At 71.4% G+C, this 15,762-nt stretch carries 13 protein-coding genes and 1 pseudogene; 8 read left to right on the plus strand and 6 right to left on the minus strand.

Annotated features, from left to right (window positions below; translation table 11 throughout):
- The first annotated feature begins 162 nt into the window (after positions 1-162).
- Positions 163-4,722 carry an FtsK/SpoIIIE domain-containing protein gene (locus F7R91_RS22810; RefSeq protein WP_150950957.1) on the plus strand — a complete coding sequence of 1,520 codons (4,560 nt, stop codon included), beginning with the start codon at positions 163-165 and terminating at the stop codon, positions 4,720-4,722.
- 261 nt (positions 4,723-4,983) lie between these two features.
- Here F7R91_RS22810 and F7R91_RS22815 read toward each other — a convergent pair whose 3' ends face one another.
- Positions 4,984-6,729: a serine/threonine-protein kinase gene (locus tag F7R91_RS22815; protein WP_150950958.1), complete on the minus strand. Its 1,746-nt coding sequence runs from the start codon at positions 6,727-6,729 to the stop codon at positions 4,984-4,986.
- A 64-nt stretch (positions 6,730-6,793) separates the two neighbouring features.
- Complete coding sequence (locus F7R91_RS22820) at positions 6,794-7,642, minus strand: menaquinone biosynthetic enzyme MqnA/MqnD family protein (protein ID WP_150950959.1); 849 nt, start codon at positions 7,640-7,642, stop codon at positions 6,794-6,796.
- Positions 7,643-7,940: 298 nt separating this feature from the next.
- Between F7R91_RS22820 and F7R91_RS22825 the strand changes: the two genes are divergently transcribed.
- Complete coding sequence (locus tag F7R91_RS22825) at positions 7,941-8,144, plus strand: cold-shock protein (protein WP_003992177.1); 204 nt, start codon at positions 7,941-7,943, stop codon at positions 8,142-8,144.
- Positions 8,145-8,247: 103 nt separating this feature from the next.
- On the opposite strand, the gene F7R91_RS22830 is transcribed toward F7R91_RS22825, so the two are convergent.
- Positions 8,248-8,820, minus strand: coding sequence for a helix-turn-helix domain-containing protein (locus F7R91_RS22830; protein ID WP_150950960.1), 573 nt, complete (start codon positions 8,818-8,820; stop codon positions 8,248-8,250).
- Between the two features lie 68 nt (positions 8,821-8,888).
- Here F7R91_RS22830 and F7R91_RS22835 point away from each other — a divergent pair, with 68 nt between their 5' ends.
- The 3 genes from F7R91_RS22835 to F7R91_RS22845 are packed head-to-tail and all read left to right on the plus strand — an operon-like array spanning position 8,889 to position 10,567.
- Positions 8,889-9,569, plus strand: coding sequence for an AzlC family ABC transporter permease (locus F7R91_RS22835; protein ID WP_150950961.1), 681 nt, complete (start codon positions 8,889-8,891; stop codon positions 9,567-9,569).
- Positions 9,566-9,880 (plus strand): AzlD domain-containing protein, encoded by a 315-nt coding sequence (locus tag F7R91_RS22840; RefSeq protein ID WP_150950962.1) that lies wholly within the window; start codon positions 9,566-9,568, stop codon positions 9,878-9,880. Before F7R91_RS22835 ends, F7R91_RS22840 begins: the two co-directional genes overlap by 4 nt.
- A gap of 39 nt (positions 9,881-9,919) precedes the next feature.
- Positions 9,920-10,567, plus strand: a complete 648-nt coding sequence (locus tag F7R91_RS22845) for a class I SAM-dependent DNA methyltransferase (protein ID WP_150950963.1) — start codon at positions 9,920-9,922, stop codon at positions 10,565-10,567.
- 122 nt (positions 10,568-10,689) lie between these two features.
- Here F7R91_RS22845 and kstD read toward each other — a convergent pair whose 3' ends face one another.
- Both kstD and F7R91_RS22855 read right to left on the minus strand, forming a co-directional pair.
- Positions 10,690-12,462, minus strand: a complete 1,773-nt coding sequence (gene kstD, locus F7R91_RS22850) for a 3-oxosteroid 1-dehydrogenase (protein ID WP_150950964.1) — start codon at positions 12,460-12,462, stop codon at positions 10,690-10,692.
- Positions 12,463-12,532: 70 nt separating this feature from the next.
- Positions 12,533-13,102: a DUF6817 domain-containing protein gene (locus F7R91_RS22855; protein ID WP_191971592.1), complete on the minus strand. Its 570-nt coding sequence runs from the start codon at positions 13,100-13,102 to the stop codon at positions 12,533-12,535.
- Positions 13,103-13,301: 199 nt separating this feature from the next.
- On the opposite strand from F7R91_RS22855, the pseudogene F7R91_RS22860 reads away from it, so the two are divergent.
- Positions 13,302-14,208: pseudogene (locus F7R91_RS22860) on the plus strand (LysR family transcriptional regulator).
- Here the strand turns inward: F7R91_RS22860 and F7R91_RS22865 are convergent.
- Positions 14,135-14,596, minus strand: a complete 462-nt coding sequence (locus F7R91_RS22865; RefSeq protein ID WP_225320750.1) for an ATP-binding protein — start codon at positions 14,594-14,596, stop codon at positions 14,135-14,137. The pseudogene F7R91_RS22860 and the gene F7R91_RS22865 overlap by 74 nt on opposite strands.
- A gap of 133 nt (positions 14,597-14,729) precedes the next feature.
- Here F7R91_RS22865 and F7R91_RS22870 point away from each other — a divergent pair, with 133 nt between their 5' ends.
- Both F7R91_RS22870 and F7R91_RS22875 read left to right on the plus strand, forming a co-directional pair.
- A complete protein-coding gene (locus F7R91_RS22870; protein ID WP_150950966.1) occupies positions 14,730-15,587 on the plus strand; it encodes a helix-turn-helix domain-containing protein in 858 nt (285 codons plus the stop codon).
- Positions 15,584-15,760 (plus strand): DUF397 domain-containing protein, encoded by a 177-nt coding sequence (locus F7R91_RS22875; RefSeq protein WP_150950967.1) that lies wholly within the window; start codon positions 15,584-15,586, stop codon positions 15,758-15,760. The genes F7R91_RS22870 and F7R91_RS22875 overlap by 4 nt, the downstream gene beginning before the upstream one ends.
- The last annotated feature ends 2 nt before the right edge of the window (positions 15,761-15,762 follow it).

A 15,762-nucleotide genomic window follows, 5' to 3' on the forward strand; every position in this document is an offset into this window, starting at 1 on the left:
TCCCCACTTGTGAACAAGGCGTCGTGAGCTCGTGCATACACCGTTGCCATCGGGAAGGATGCAGCGGTCCTGTTGCAGGGCCGTGACGAGGAACGGATATCGTCGCTTCCACTGTGGCCTGCGATCTGGAAGCGGTCACGGGGGGCCATGGGGAGGACAAGCGTGCGCCTGACTCTGACCGTCGTCGATCCGTTCGGCGGGGGCACCGCCGACGTCGTACTCGATGCCGATCCTGAGTCCACCGTGGGGGACATCGCGCAGGAGCTGGCCAAGCAGGTCGGGGCCACCGGCGCCCAGGTCATCCCGCTCGGACACCATCACCAGCTTCCCGCCAACAACGCTCCGCTGGTCTATGTGGACGGGTATGCCGTCGATCCCTCCGCCACCGTCGTGGGGTCACCGCTGAGGGACGGGGCCGTCGTCAGTCTCCAGGATCCCGCCGGATGTCTGCCCGGCGAGCCCACCGGGCTCGTCGAACTGCGCGTCGTCGGCGGGCCCCTGGCGGGCTTCGTGCACCGGCTGGGGGTCGGGCGCTACGACATCGGCAGCGGGGCGGCGTCGTACGTCCGTATCGACGATCCCGAAGTCGGCGCCCGCGCCCTGACCTTGTCAGTTGCAACCGATGGCACCTGCCAAGTCGCCGTGCACGGCGACGAGAAGGACAAGGAGGCCATCACCCTCGACGGGGCGCCCGTCGACGGGGACGAGTGGCCCCTCGGCGGGCAGATCGCCGTCGGCAACTCCCTTCTGGAGCTTGCCCGTTACACCCCGCCCAACGCCGCCCTCAAGTGGTCCGACGACGGCATGGCCCTCGACTACAACCGGCCCCCGAGGCTGCGGCCGCCGGAGCGGCAGACCACGTTCCGGCTGCCCTCCCCGCCCCGGGAGTACGAGGCCCGGCCGCTGCCCTGGCTGATGGCGCTGACGCCGCTCGTCGGTGCCGTCGTGGCGGTGGTGATCTTTCAGCGCTGGTACTACCTGATCATGGCGGGTCTGAGCCCGATCCTGCTCTTCGCCAACTACTTCAACGACAAGAAGCACGGGCGCAAGTCCCATGCCAAGCAGGTCAAGGAGTACGAGGAGCAGAAGGAGCGGATCGAGAAGGACGCCCAGGACGCCCTCGTCGCCGAACGGAACGACCGGCGGCACGCCGTTCCCGATCCGGCGAGCGTTCTCTCTCTCGGAACGGGCCCGCGGACCCGGCTGTGGGAACGGCGGCGTACCGACCGCGACCACCTCCTCCTGCGCGTCGGCACCGGGCAACTGCCGTCCGAGGTCGTCCTCGACGATCCCGAGCAGGACGACCACCGACGCCAGGTCACCTGGAAGATCGAGGACGCCCCCGTCGCCCTGTCCCTGCGCGGACTCGGTGTCATCGGCATGGCCGGCCCGGGCGATTCGGCGCGGGCGATGGGGCGTTGGGCCGTGGGGCAGACCGCCGCCCTGCACAGCCCGATGGACGTGCAGTTCTACCTGCTCAGCGAGAACAGCGCGCAGGTGAGCTGGGACTGGATGCGCTGGCTGCCGCACGCCAAGCCCGGCAGCGGTCAGGACGTCAACATTCTCATCGGCACCGACGCCGAGACCGTCGGCGCCCGCATCGGCGAGCTGACCCAGATTCTCGACGCACGCAAGAAGGCGGCCGAGCAGAACCGCGGGCAGGGCACGTCGTTCAGCGACCCGGACATCGTCGTCGTATGGGACGGGTCGCGGCGGCTTCGGTCCCTGGCGGGTGCCGTACGGCTGCTGCGCGAAGGCCCCTCGGTCTCCATGTACGCCATCTGCCTCGACGCCGAGGAACGGTTCCTGCCCGGCGAATGCCAGGCGTTCGTCGTCGCCGAGCCGAGGGCCGAGGAGTACGACGCCCAGGCCTCCTCCGTCGCCCAGCCGCAGCAGGCCGTCGGCGGTTTTCCCTCCTTCCAGGCCTGGCACACGGGGGGCAGTGAGCCCGAACAGCGCCAGCAGACCGAGAAGTTGCGGCTGCGTGTCGAGGAGGCGGGCGCCGAGCGCATCAAGGAGGTGCGGCCCGACTTCGTGTCCCCCGCCTGGTGCCTGCGGCTCGCCCGTTCGCTCTCCGCGCTCCGCGACATCAGCGGCGAGACCGAGGACTCCGCGCTCCCGGCCGCGAGCCGTCTCCTCGACGTCCTGCAGCTGGAGCCGCCGACGGGCGACGCGATCGTGGCGCGCTGGCGGATGGGCGGGCAGTCGACGATGGCGGTCATCGGTGAGTCCTACGACGGCCCGTTCGGCATCGACATGCGCAAGGACGGCCCGCACGGTCTGATCGCCGGTACGACCGGTTCGGGTAAGTCGGAGCTGCTGCAGACGATCGTCGCGGCGCTGGCGGTGGCCAACACGCCGGAGAACATGACCTTCGTCCTCGTCGACTACAAGGGTGGTTCGGCGTTCAAGGACTGTGTCAAACTCCCGCACACCGTGGGCATGGTGACCGACCTGGACGCCCATCTCGTCGAGCGTGCCCTCGAATCGCTCGGCGCGGAGCTGAAGCGGCGCGAGCACATCCTCGCGGCCGCCGACGCCAAGGACATCGAGGACTACCAGGATCTGGTGCGCCGGGACCCGTCCCACGCTCCCGTGCCCCGGCTCCTCATCGTCATCGACGAGTTCGCGTCCATGGTCCGTGACCTGCCGGACTTCGTCACCGGTCTGGTCAACATCGCCCAGCGAGGCCGTTCGCTCGGTATCCACCTCCTGCTGGCCACCCAGCGGCCGAGCGGTGTCGTGTCCCCCGAGATCCGCGCCAACACCAACCTGCGTATCGCGCTGCGCGTGACGGACGGCGGCGAGTCCAGCGATGTGATCGACTCGCCCGAGGCCGGCCATATCTCCAAGAGCACGCCGGGCCGGGCGTACGTCCGCCTCGGCCATGCCTCCCTCGTGCCCTTCCAGTCCGGCCGCGTCGGTGGCCGTCGGCCCGGGGCGGCCGATCCGCAGGTCCTCATGCCCTGGGTGGGCGCGCTGTCCTGGGAGGACCTGGGGCGGGCGGCGCTGGTCAAGCCGAAGGCCGAGGCACGCGAGGAGGAGGAGATCACCGACCTCAAGGTCCTCGTCGACGCGGTGCTCGAGGCCAACCAGGAGCTCGGTATCCCGGCCCAGCACAGCCCGTGGCTGCCCGCGCTGGCCGAGACGCTGCTGCTCGACGAGATCGAGATGCCCGCCGTCGCGCAGGGGCCGGGGAAGCTGCCGCCGGCGCCGTACGGTGTCGAGGACCTGCCTGCCGACCAGGCCCGCCGCCCGGTCGTGGTGGACTTCTCGACCTTCGGTCATTTGATGATCGGCGGTGCGCCGCGCAGCGGCCGCTCGCAGATCCTGCGCACCCTCGCGGGCTCCCTCGCCCGCACCCATTCCACCGCCGACGTCCATCTGTACGGCATCGACTGCGGCAACGGCGCGCTGAACGCGCTGACCCGGCTGCCGCACTGCGGCGCGGTCGTCGGCCGTAACCAGACCGAACGCGTGATCCGGCTCGTCAACCGGCTCAAGGGCGAACTCTCCCGCCGTCAGGACCTGTTGGCGGAGAAGGGCTACGCCGACATCGGCGAGCAGCGGGCCGCCGCCCCCGAGGACGAGCGGCTGCCGCACATCGTGGTGCTGCTCGACCGCTGGGAGGGCTGGGTGCCGACGCTCGGTGAGGTCGACCACGGTGCGCTGACCGACGAGCTGACCACGATGATGCGCGAGGGCGCGAGCGTCGGCGTCCATCTGGTGCTGACCGGTGACCGCACGCTGCTGGTGGGCCGTATCGCGACCCTGACGGAGGACAAGTACGGTCTGCGGCTGGCCGACCGCAGCGACTTCTCCACGCTCGGCATCCCCGCGCGCAAGGTGCCGGAGGAGATCCCGCCGGGCCGCGGCTACCGCAACGAGTCCGGTACGGAGACACAGTTCGCGCTGCTCTCCGAGGACACCACCGGGCAGGGGCAGGCCGCGGCGCTGTCCGCGATCGGCGAGGCCGCAACCGCGCGCGATGCCGGTGTGGCCCGCTCCCGGCGCCCGTTCCGGGTGGACAGTCTGCCGAGCCGGATCTCCTTCGGCGAGGCCTGGGAGATGCGCGACCCGGAGGCGTCCGGCTCCCGGCTGTGGGCGCTGGCAGGTATCGGCGGCGACGAGATCGTCGGCTTCGGCCCCGATCTGTCGGCGGGCGTCCCGACGTTCGTCATCGCGGGTCCGGCCAAGTCGGGACGCTCCACGGTCCTGATGAACTTCGCCCGGTCGTTCCTGAACCAGGGGATACGCCTGGTCGTCGCGGCCCCCCGCCAGTCACCGCTCCGCCAGCTCGACGGCACGGACGGCGTGCTGAAGGTCTTCACCGGCGACGACATCGACGAGGACGACTTCGAGGAGCTCATCGACCAGGCGTCCCTGGAGGAGCCGATCGCCGTCCTCGTCGACGACGGCGAGATCCTCGAGGACTGCGACGCCGAGAGCCAGATGAAGCGGATCGTCTCGCGCGGCGCGGAGCGGGGCCTTGCCCTGGTCATCGCCGGTGACGAGGAGGACGTCTGCAGCGGCTTCTCCGGCTGGCAGGTCGACGCCAAGAAGGGCCGCCGGGGCATCCTGCTCTCCCCGCAGGAGTCGTCGAGCGGCGACCTCATCGGCGTACGGCTGTCGCGGAGCATGGTCGGCGGACAGGTCGCGCCGGGCAAGGGCATGCTGCACCTGGGCGACGGCGAGCTGCGTACGGTCGTCGTTCCCGGGTGAGCCGGGGGAGCGGGAGCATGGGCGGGGGATCGGCCCGGCCGAGGCGGCGATAGGCGTCGGGACCTTCGCTGCGCCACGAGCAGGCTCGGGGCGACCGGCGGCCCCGGCGCGGCGGCGGCCTGAATGGCTTCGACGAGGGTGCCCCGTGCTGGGTCCATGTGCAGTACCCGTACGTCTGGGCCGCCGGGCTCGCCGGCACGCTCGCGGGAGCGGCGCTGGTCCTTCCCTGGCTGCTGCGTCTCAAGAGGCGGGCGCGGCCCGCTACTCGACCCTCGACATCCGCGCTTCGGGATTCCCCTCCGCCGCACTCTCCGACTGGTACGTGAGGTCGTCGCCCTCGGGTGTGAGGCGGACCGTGTGGGCCGCCGGGTTGCAGCCGTCGTGGTTGGTCTTCGCGCCCACCGATGTCGCGATGAGCTGTGTCTTCGTCACCTTCTTCAGGGTGAGTACGTCGTCGCAGACCCCGCCGAGGATGTCCGTCTGGCGCAGCTTGCCCAACTCCTCGCCCACCGCCGCCCGGTGCACCGTCAGCCGGAACGTGCCCATGGGGACGGTGCCGTCGAGGCCGCTGCCCTGGCCCTCCCAGGTGCCGAGGTAGCGGGCGGGGACCTTCGCCGGCAGGTCCGCGGCCTCGCTCGACGTCTGGGAAGGAGGGGAGGGAGAGGTGGAGGGGGCGGAGTCGGCGTTGGAACCGCCCGTGTCGTCGGCGCCGATGCCCGGCAGCAGGTCGAACACGAACACCGAACCGACGGTCACCGCGGCCAGCGCGCCCGCGACCGCGAGGGCCACGGTGCAGCTCAGCCTGCGGCCGCGGCCGCCGTCCCCGGGTACGGAGGTCGCCGCCACGCTCACGGCGACCTTGCCGGGCGTCCGCTCGTCGAAGGGGGGTGCGGTGGCATCGGGCCGCCGCGGCTCGTCGCGCGGTTCGGGGAGGAGAGGGGAGCCGGAAGGCGCGGGCGTGGAAGCGGGCATGACCGGCGGCGGTCCGAACGCGCCGCCACCCTCGCCCACCGCGAACTCCCGAGCCCCGGCGTCCCCGCGCACCGCGCCCTCCCCCACCGAAGGACTGCTGAACCCCACCGGCCCCGACGCCACTTGCCCCGCCGACCCCGCCGCCTCCAGGTTCAGCAGCTGTACGGCCGCCCGGCTGACCTGCTCGACCAGCGGGCCCGGCAGCCAGCCACCCGTGACCAGGCGTGCCGCGCCCTCGGGAGCGAGCCGTCCGGCCACCTCGGCGGGGGTGGGCCGCCCGCCCGGTTCCTTGGTCAGGCACGCCTCCACCAGGTCCCGCAACGCACCGCTCAGGGCGCCGAGTTCGGGCTGTTCGTGGACGACCTTGTAGAGCAGCGCGGCCGAGGAGTCACCGGGGAACGGGGACTCGCCGGTCGCCGCGTACGCGAGGACCGCGCCCAGCGAGAAGACGTCCGCCGCGGGCGTCGCGCCCTTGCCGAGGATCTGCTCGGGGGCCATGTAGCCGGGGGAGCCTATGGAGACGCCGGTGGAGGTCAGGGACGCCGTGCCGTCCGTGGCGCGGGCGATGCCGAAGTCGATGAGCAGCGGTCCGTCGAGGGTGAGCAGCACGTTGGACGGCTTCACGTCCCGGTGCACCAGGCCCAGTTCGTGCACCGCCGCCAGCGCTTCCGCGAGGCCCGCGCCCAGCGCCCGTACCGTGGCGGGCGGCAGCGGGCCGCCGTCGGTGACCGCCGTGGTGAGGGAGGGGCCGGCCGCGTAGGCCGTGGCGACCCAGGGGATCGACGCCTCCGGGTCCGCGTCCAGGACGGGTGCCGTCCAGGCGCCGCCGACCCGCCGCGCGGCCTCGACCTCGCGCCGGAAACGGGCGCGGAACTCCTCGTCGAGCGCGAAGTGCGGATGCACGATCTTGACGGCCACCGTGCGGCCGCCGGCGCTGCGGCCGAGGTAGACGCGGCCCATTCCGCCGGAGCCGAGCCGGCCGAGCAGCCGGTAGGGCCCCACGACGCTGGGCTCGTCGACTCCGAGCGGCTGCATGGCGTCACCCCTCCCCCGTAAGCACTCCCCGCACACCCCTACTGCTGCAGCGTAGTGCCCGCCCTCACGCCTCCAGCAGATCCACCTTCACATCCGCCGGAAACCCCGCCGTCGGCCCCACCCGCCGCGCGAACTCGGCCACCGCCTCCAACTGCGGGCCGCCGAAGCGGAAGTCGAGCGTCGTGAAGTAGCGCTCGAGGATCCGTTCGTCGAAGGCCTCCCAGCGGGCCGCCTGTTCGGCGACCTTCGCAACCTCCTCCAGGGAGAGATTGCGGGAGGCGAGGAAGGCCTCGTGCACCCGGCGGGTGATGACCGGCTCGCGCTCCAGATAGTCGCGGCGGGCCGCCCATACCGCGAAGACGAAGGGCAGGCCGGTCCAGTCCTTCCAGAGCGCGCCGAGGTCGTGCACGGCGAGGCCGTAGCGCGGTCCGTCCAGCAGGTTGGCCCGCAGTGCCGCGTCACCGATCAGCACCGCCGCCTCCGCCTCCTGCATCATCAGGCTGAGGTCGGGCGGACAGGTGTAGTAATCGGGCTGGACGCCGTAGCGCTCGGCGAGCAGCAGCTGGGCGAGGCGGACGGAGGTGCGCGAGGTCGAGCCGAGGGCGACCCGGGCGCCGTCCAGCCGGTCCAGCGGGACCTGCGAGACGATCACGCAGGACATCACCGGGCCGTCGCAGCCGACCGCGATGTCGGGGAAGGCGACCAGGTCGTCCGCGTTCTTCAGGAACTCGACGAGGGTGATGGGCCCGATGTCGAGGTCTCCCTGCACCAGCTTCTCGCTGAGCTTCTCCGGGGTGTCCTTCGTGAGCTCGAAGTCGAGGAGCGTGCCGGTTCTCGCGAGCCCCCAGTACAGGGGCAGGCAGTTCAGGAACTGGATGTGGCCGACGCGCGGCCGGGTGCGAGAATTGTCCACATCGCGAGGCTAGACCCTATGAGGTACGGTGCAGCCTTCAGGGTGGCGCGTCGCACCGTCAGCCGCGACACGGGGCATTCAAACGTCCGAGTGACGTGATCTTGACCTCTATTGCTTTCGGCTGCCCGCGTGCTAGGCTCGCCGCAAGTTGCAGTTTGGTTTCCCTTGCAGTACAGAGCCTGCGGAGCATGTGACCGCGGGCTCTCGTCGTTTTCAGACGTATGCAGTTGTGCGGCATCTTGTTTTCACACTTGCAGGGTTCTGGAGCAGGGCAACCCTTTGGGCCCAAGGAGGGCTTATGGCTACCGGAACCGTGAAGTGGTTCAACGCCGAAAAGGGCTTTGGCTTCATCGCCCAGGAAGGCGGCGGCCCCGACGTCTTCGTCCACTACTCCGCGATCAACGCGAGCGGCTTCCGCTCGCTGGAGGAGAACCAGCAGGTCTCCTTCGACGTGACCCAGGGCCCGAAGGGCCCGCAGGCGGAGAACGTCACCCCCGTCTGATCATTCGGTCTCGGAGCCTGGTGCTTTGATCCGGAACAGATAGCAGTACCCAAGGAGCCCCGCGCCGTAAGGCAGCGGGGCTCCTGCCTTTCCCGAATGCCTCTCACATGTGCTGCATGATCAGCACGAACCTCGTCCCCGGCGCCAGCGCCTCGTATGCGTGCGGTACGTCCCCGCGGTACGCCATGTAGTCCCCGGCGCCCAGCTCCACCTGCTCGCCGAGCGGCCCGGCCTTCACCCGTCCGGCGCTGACCACGAGGTGTTCCACGGTCCCGGGAAGGTGCGGCTTCGAGTCGCGTACGGTGCCCGGCTCCACCCGGACGGAGTAAATATCGCGCCGAGCTCCGGGCGGGCTCGCCGAGAGCAGCGCGGCCGTGTAGCTCGAATGCTCGGAGTGAACCGCGGGTCCTTCACCCGCCCGGATCACCTGAACGGCCGGTGCCGGCGGTTCGACCAGTGTGCTGAACGGCACGCCGAGTGCCACGGCCAGCGCCCAGACGGTCTCCATGCTCGGGTTGCCGCCGGCCGCCTCCAGCTGCGACAGCGTCGACTTCGCGATCCCGGCGCGTTTGGCCAGCTCGGACAGGGAGAGTCCGGCGCGGGTCCGTTCGCGGCGCAGGGACACGGCGATCCAGTCGAGGGGCAGACGGGCGGGCGGCACGGCGGCATCGGACATGTCGTTCGCTCCAGAAGTACGATCGTTCGCCTTGACGAACAGAGCCTCTGCTGTCCAGCATAGAGAACATGCGTACGACAGAGCGAACACCGAACCTGTCGCAGCTGGTCCGGGACGCCTCGCTTTTCTGGCTCGCGGGCGGGGTCGTGGGGGTCTCCTTCGGTGCGATCGCCGTCACCGGCGGGCTGCCGGTGTGGGTACCGGTGGTGATGTCGCTGGTGGTCTACGCGGGCTCCGCCCAGTTCAGCGCGGTCGGTGTCCTGCTGGCCGGGGGCGGCCCGGTCGCCGCGGCGGCCGCCGGACTGCTGCTCAACACCCGCACGGCCGCCTTCAGCCTGGCCGTCGCCGACATCATCGGCCGGGGCCGGCTCGCCCGCTTCATGGGGGCGCACCTGGTGACCGACGAGACGGTGGCCTTCGCTCTCGCCCAGCCGGATCCGGTACGGCGGCGGGCGGCGTTCTGGGTCTCCGGGACCGGACTGTTCGTCATCTGGAACGCGGGCGTCCTGGCGGGGGCGCTCGCCGGGGACGCGCTCGGCGACACGGCGACGTACGGCCTCGACGCGGCCTTCCCCGCCGTACTCCTGGCACTGGTGCTGCCCGCCCTGCGCGAGGACACGCGGATACGGCGGGCGGCGCTGCTCGGCGCCGCCGCGGCACTGGCGGTCACCCCGGCCGTCCCGGCGGGCGTACCGGTGCTGCTCGCACTGACGGGACTCGTCCTGTACGGCCGCGGGGGCGCCGTATGAGCGCGACGGTCGCCGTGATCCTGGCGCTGGCGATCGGGACGTACGCCTTCCGGCTGGTCGGGCCGGTGCTGCACGGGCGTGTGGAACTCCCGGCGCGGGTGCAGGAGTTGCTGTCCGCGGGAGCGGTCGTCCTGCTGGTGGCGCTGCTGGCCACGGGCGCGCTGACCGAGGGTGACGGCTTCGCGGGCTGGGCCCGGCCGGCCGGAGTACTGGTGGGCGGCGCCCTGGCGTGGCGCCGGGCGCCGTTCATGGTCGTGGTCCTGGGCGCGGCGGCGACGGCAGCGGGGCTGCGGGCGGCGGGGGTCGCGTAGAGGCTGGGCTGTCAGTGGGGGCGGCTAGGGTGCCCGTCCATGACCGAAGCCGACTTCGTGACCAGCACCCGTACCTTCTACGACGCCGTCGCCGAGGACTACGCCGACCGCTTCCGCGACGGGCTCGCCGCCCAGCCGCTGGAGAGGGCGATCCTCGGCGGGTACGCGGAGCTCGTGGGGGCGGGCGGGCGTGTGGCCGATCTCGGGTGCGGGCCCGGGCGGGTCACGGGGCACCTCGCCACGCTGGGGCTGAACGTCTTCGGGGTCGACCTGTCGGAGTCGATGCTCGCGATCGCCCGGCGGGAGAACCCGGGGCTGCGGTTCGAGCAGGGCTCGATGCTGGAGCTGGGCCTGCCGGACGGGGGGCTGGCGGGGGCCGTCTCCTGGTACTCGTCCATCCACACCCCCGGGGACAGACTGCCGGACCTGTTCGCCGAGTGGCACCGCGTCCTCGCGCCCGGCGGACACCTGCTGGTCGCGTTCCAGGCGGGCGACCAGCACCGGCACCACGACAAACCCTGGGGCCACCCGGTGTCGCTCACCTTCCGCCGCAGGCGGCCCGAGCGGATCGTCGGGCTGCTGGAGGGGGCGGGGTTCGCGCTCGTCTCGCAGACGGTGCGCGAACCCGATGCCGCGGAGTTCTCGCAGCATGCCTTCCTCATCGCGCGTAGGCCCACGGCGGTCTAAGCAGGTCGGGCTGAGTCCGCTGCGGTTCGGCAGCGCCCTGAAGGGGCGCGGGGAACTGCGCGACCAGCCACGATGGCGCCGCAGACGGCCGACGACGCATCGCGGCACCTCCAGCGGAGCGCTCAGAGCACTCCTGCGATGTCCCGGGCCGCGATGTACCCGAACGTCATCGCCGGGCCGATCGTCGAGCCGGCGCCCGCGTAGCTGTGTCCCATCACGGCCGCGCTGGCGTTCCCGGCGGCGTACAGGCCCGGGATCACCGAGCCGTCCGCCCGCAGCACCCGTGCCCTGGCGTCGGTGCGCAGGCCGCCCTTGGTGCCGAGGTCGCCCGGGACGATCCGGAAGGCGTAGTAGGGCGGCAGCCACAGGGGCGCGAGGCAGGAGCTGGGGAGGACTAGGGGGTCCGTGTAGTAGTGGTCGTAGGCGCTGTCGCCGCGCTTGAAGTCGGTGTCCTTCCCCTTCAGCGCAAGGGAGTTGAAGCGGTCGACGGTGGTGCGCAGGGCGGTCCTGGGGACACCGATGGCGGAGGCGAGCCCGTCCAGGGTCCAGGCCTTGTACGCCGCACCGGAGCTGTACCAGTCGGCGGGGAAGGGCAGAGTCGGCGCGATGTCCTTGAACAGGTAGCGGTTGCGGTAGTTCTGGTCGACGATCAGCCAGGCCGGGATGTCGGGCGCGGTGGCGTCGCGCTCGTACATCGTGTGCACGACGTCGCTGTAGGGCGCTGCCTCGTTGACGAAGCGGGCGCCCGCCTGGTTGACCAACAGGCCGCCGGGAAGGGTGCGTTCGGCGAGGCAGAAGTAGGGCTGGCCGGGGAGCGGGATCGCCGGCCCCCACCAGGCGTCGTCCATCAGCGCGAGGTCGCCCCCGACGCGCCGGCCCGCGCGGATGCCGTCGCCCGTGTTCTCCTTCGCGCCGACCGTCCACTCGGTGCCGATGGGCTGCTGCTGGTACTGCGTGCGCATGGCCGCGTTGTGCTCGAACCCGCCCGAGCCGACGACGACACCCCGCCGGGCCCGGACGAGTCCGGGGCTGCCGTCGCGCTCGACCACCGCCCCGGTGACGGCGCCGCTCTCGGCGTACAGCTCGGTGAGCGGGGTGCTGAGCCACACCGGCACCCCGGCGGACTGAAGCCCCGCCCGCAGCCCGGCGGCGAGCGACTGCCCCATGGTGAGCGGCTTCTGCCCCAGCAGGGCCGCCTTCGTGCCGCGCGCCAGGCACTCGGCGGCGACGGCGGCGCCCTTCAGACTGACGGCGGCCAGCGCGAGCCACTTGTAGTCGGCGCTGAACACGACCATTCCGGCGGGGACTTCCATGTACGGCGGGTTCAGCCGGGCGAGTTCGGCGCCCAGGATGTTCCCGTCGAGCTGGTCGGGCTCGATGGAGCGGCCGCCCGGGAGACCGCCGGGGAGCTCGGGGTAGTAGTCGCTGTACCCCTCCATCCAGCGGAAGCGCAGCGGGCTGTTGGCCATGACGAAGGAGATCATCGCCGGGCCGTGCGCGAGGAAGGCCCGCTGCCGTTCGGCGGGAACGTCCGCACCGACGACGGCCGCCAAGTAGGTGGCGGCCTTGGCGGGTGTGTCCGGCACCCCGGCGGCCAGGATCACCTGGTTGTTGGGCACCCAGATCCCGGCGCCGGAACGGGCGGCGGACCCTCCGAAGGTGGGCGCCTTCTCGACCACCACACAGCTCAGGCCCTGCTGGGCGGCCGTCAGTGCGGCGGTCATGCCGGCCGCGCCGGAGCCGATGACGACGACGTCGTACGTCCCGAGCAGAGGCAGGTCGGCGGCGTGCGCCGACTGCCGGGTGCCGGTGGCGACGGTCAGACCGGCGGCGGTGGCGCCGGCCAGCACGTGTCTCCGGGTCGGATGCGCACCTGACTTCACGCTTGGGGTCATGACCGCTCCCGCCCGACACGTATGGAAAAGGGAAAGTGGGTGGGGAATGTCGCGCGAGGGTCTTGTGAAGTCAAGAGCCGTGCGAGGGGCCGTCCAGCACGGTGAGGCAGTCCTGCCAGGCCGGTTCGCTCAGCAGGGGCCGGAAGCGGGTGAAGAGGGCGAGGAGGTCCGGGCCCCATCGGTCACGGAAGGCGGGGTCACGGCGGGCGAGGTCGAGTTCGTTGGCGGCGGTCAGTTCGGCGAAGTCCTGTCGGGGGCGCAGGTCCGGGATGTGGGCACGGTCCGTGAAGCGGTCGTGGAAGGCGGAGCCGGGGGTCGCGAGCGACGGGTGGCTGCGCCCACGGTCGCAGCTCGCGTAGAAGTACACGATCGCCTCTGCCTCGGCGCCGATCACGGCCGCGAGGTGGGCGCGGCGGTCGAGGGGAAGCAGGGCGGTGGGAAAGCCGTCGGTGCCGTAGAACGCGTGGCAGAGGCCGGCCAGTTGGAGAGCGGGACGGGTTCGCCAGTCCTCCAGCCGTGCGCGTACGCGGTCGAGGTGGGCGAGGAGGGTGCCGCCGGGGTGGGGGACGGCGTCGGCGCCCGACTCCCGCAGGAGCGCGTGGGCTTGAGCGAGGGCGGCGGTGGCGGTGGCGGTCGGCACGATCGGGCGTCCTTCCGGTGTTCGGGCCGGCGGTGGGTCGGCACCCGCTCCTCCCCCGCGCCTCCGTCACGGGTCCGGACCCCGGGACGGAGGGCTGGAGCGGGTTGCCGCCCGGGCCCTGCGGAAATCGTCGTCGATGCGGCAGAGTCCAGTCAATCCTTGGGTTTTGTCGCCAAACCCAAGTGCTAGCTTGGGGGTTGTGACGCTTGACGACCTGCGTGTGTTCGTGGCCGTGTGCCGGGCCGGAAGCCTCAGCGCGGTGGCCCGCGATCTGGGATGCACGCAGTCGGCGGTGAGCCAGCATGTGAAGCGGCTGGAGCGGGAGACGGGGGTCGCGCTGCTGGAGCGGCAGCCCCGCGGGGTCGTGCCGACGCAGGCGGGCCGGCTGCTGGAAGAGGCGGCCGCCGAGGGGATCTCCGGCCTCGACCTGGCGGTACGCCGGCTGCGCGCCCTCGTCGACGGCGAGAGCGGCTACGTCCGCGTGGCCACCGGGGGCGACGACCGTACGGCACTTCATGTCGGACGCGGTCGTCGCATACCGCCGCCGCCACCCCCACGTCAACCTCGAGTTCCGGACCGTGAGTTCGGGCCGCGGAAGCTTCGACGCGCTCGCCGACGGCACGCTCGACCTCGCGTGGATCACCCTCGGCCCTCCGGTGCGGGGGATCGAACAGCGGGCGGTGGTGGAACTGCCGTGGGTCCTGGCGGTGCGGTCCGACGACCCGCTCGCGGGCCGGCCGTACGCCGATGCCGGCGAGCTGCATGACGTACGGCTGATCCGCCTCCCCCCGAACTCCGCCTCGGCCGCCCATCTGGACGCGGCCTGCGCCGAGTCGGGTCTGCGGTTCTCCTACGACACGAGCGTCGCCGACTGGGACACCGCCCTGCTGCTGGCCGAGCTGGGGGTGGGGCGGGCGGTCGTCCCCGTACTGCCGGGCCTTACCGTCCCGGGTGACGGCAGTCTCCGCCTGGTACCGCTGCCTGCCCTGCGCCCCCTGCCCGTCGGGTGGGCGGTCCGCCGCTGGGACGCGCTCAGTCCACCGGCCCGGGCGTTCGCGGAGACGGTGATCGCGATGCGCCGGGGCGGCGCGACTCCGGCTCCTTGAGGGCAAGTTCGGCCCAGACCGTCTTGCCGACATCCCGCTCGGAGACACCCCAGGTGAGGGCGAGCAGCGATACGAGGAGCAGACCGTGACCGTGCTCGCCGTCCGGCGCCGTGACGAAGCGCAGTCGTCGGTCGCCGCGGGCGTCGCTCACTTCGATACGGAGCGTGTCCTCCGGGAGGATCAGGAGACGCAGCTCGAAGTCGCGTCCGGGTACGCGGCCGTGGGTGACCGCGTTCGCCGCGAGTTCGGCCACGATGTGCTGTGCGGTGCCGTTCACATCGCTGCCGTACGGGTGCCCCCAGGCGGCGAGCTGCTGCGCGGTGAGCAGCCGGGCGAGGCGCGCACCACGCGGGGTGGAGCTGAGTCGGGTGGAGATTTCGGCGTTCACATCACTGAGCGTGGCCGGTTGTATCTACCCTGACCAGGGGCGACCTGGCGACGCACGGTAGCTGTACGGCTGCGGCGGGTGTGGCGTACGGGTCGTCGGCCGGGGCCACGGGGATGTGAAGGCGGTGACGTAGGTGACGGACGAGCGGAGGCCGGAGACACCGGCGGAGTCCGAAGGGACGACGGGACTGTTCACCGCGCTGGGGAAGATGGTGAAGCTTCTGCGGGAGCGGAAGGGGCTTACGCAACGGGAGTTCGGTGAGCGGGTCGGATACGGTCCCGACGCGATCTCGGCGATGGAGCGGGGGGTGCGGGTTCCCCGGCCGGAGCTGCTGGAGAAGGCGGACGAACTGCTGAACGCGGGCGGCTTGTTGACGGCCGCGCTTCCCGAGGTGAGGGAGGCGATGTCGCGGGCGCGGACCCGGCACCCGGAGTGGTATCGGAGTTATGCGGGGTTGGAGGCGGAGGCGGTCTCGCTGTACGACTACAGCACCATGGGCGTGCTCGGGCTTCTCCAGACGGAGACATACGCACGGGCCGTGTTCACCCAGCGACACCCGCCCCTCGACGAGGAGACGATCGAGAGACGGGTCACCGACCGGCTGTCACGACAGCAGCTCTTCGAGCGGTGGCCGCCGCCGGAGTGCAGCTTCGTGATGGAACAGGCCGTGCTGGAAAGGCCCATCGGCAGCGACGAGGTCCACGCGGAGCAGCTGCGGCGGCTGTTGCGTATCGGCCGCCTGCGGAACGTCCAACTCCAGGTGATGCCGACGAAACGCCACGAGCACCCCTGCCTGGACAACTCGTTCACACTGCTGACCCCGAAGGGAAGGGAACAGGTGGCATACCTGGAGTCCCAGGGATACCCACGCCTGATCACTGACCGAGAAGAGGTGCGCATCCTCGCAGGCCGTTATGGGATCATCCGGGCGCAGGCGCTCAACCCGCACGAGTCCCTGGACCTGATCGAGAAGACGCTGGAAGAGCCATGAACATAGAGCAGTTGAGCTGGTTCAAGTCGAGCTACAGCAGCGGCGAAGGCGGTCAGTGCCTTGAGGTCGCCACCTCTCCCCGCACCATCCACATCCGCGACTCCAAGAACCCGGACAGCCTCCACGTGACCGTCACTCCCGCTACGTGGGTCGTGTTCCTGAACCTTCTGTAGCG

Source organism: Streptomyces luteolifulvus, from assembly GCF_008806595.1.
Lineage (GTDB): Bacteria > Actinomycetota > Actinomycetes > Streptomycetales > Streptomycetaceae > Streptomyces > Streptomyces luteolifulvus.

Coding starts and splice junctions, on each gene's coding strand:
- F7R91_RS22815 (WP_150950958.1), bottom strand. CDS start 6,729: ATGCAGCCGCTCGGAGTCGACGAGCCCAGCGTCGTGGGGCCCTACCGG.
- F7R91_RS22825 (WP_003992177.1), top strand. CDS start 7,941: ATGGCTACCGGAACCGTGAAGTGGTTCAACGCCGAAAAGGGCTTTGGC.
- F7R91_RS22830 (WP_150950960.1), bottom strand. CDS start 8,820: ATGTCCGATGCCGCCGTGCCGCCCGCCCGTCTGCCCCTCGACTGGATC.
- F7R91_RS22835 (WP_150950961.1), top strand. CDS start 8,889: ATGCGTACGACAGAGCGAACACCGAACCTGTCGCAGCTGGTCCGGGAC.
- F7R91_RS22840 (WP_150950962.1), top strand. CDS start 9,566: ATGAGCGCGACGGTCGCCGTGATCCTGGCGCTGGCGATCGGGACGTAC.
- F7R91_RS22845 (WP_150950963.1), top strand. CDS start 9,920: ATGACCGAAGCCGACTTCGTGACCAGCACCCGTACCTTCTACGACGCC.
- kstD (WP_150950964.1), bottom strand. CDS start 12,462: ATGACCCCAAGCGTGAAGTCAGGTGCGCATCCGACCCGGAGACACGTG.
- F7R91_RS22875 (WP_150950967.1), top strand. CDS start 15,584: ATGAACATAGAGCAGTTGAGCTGGTTCAAGTCGAGCTACAGCAGCGGC.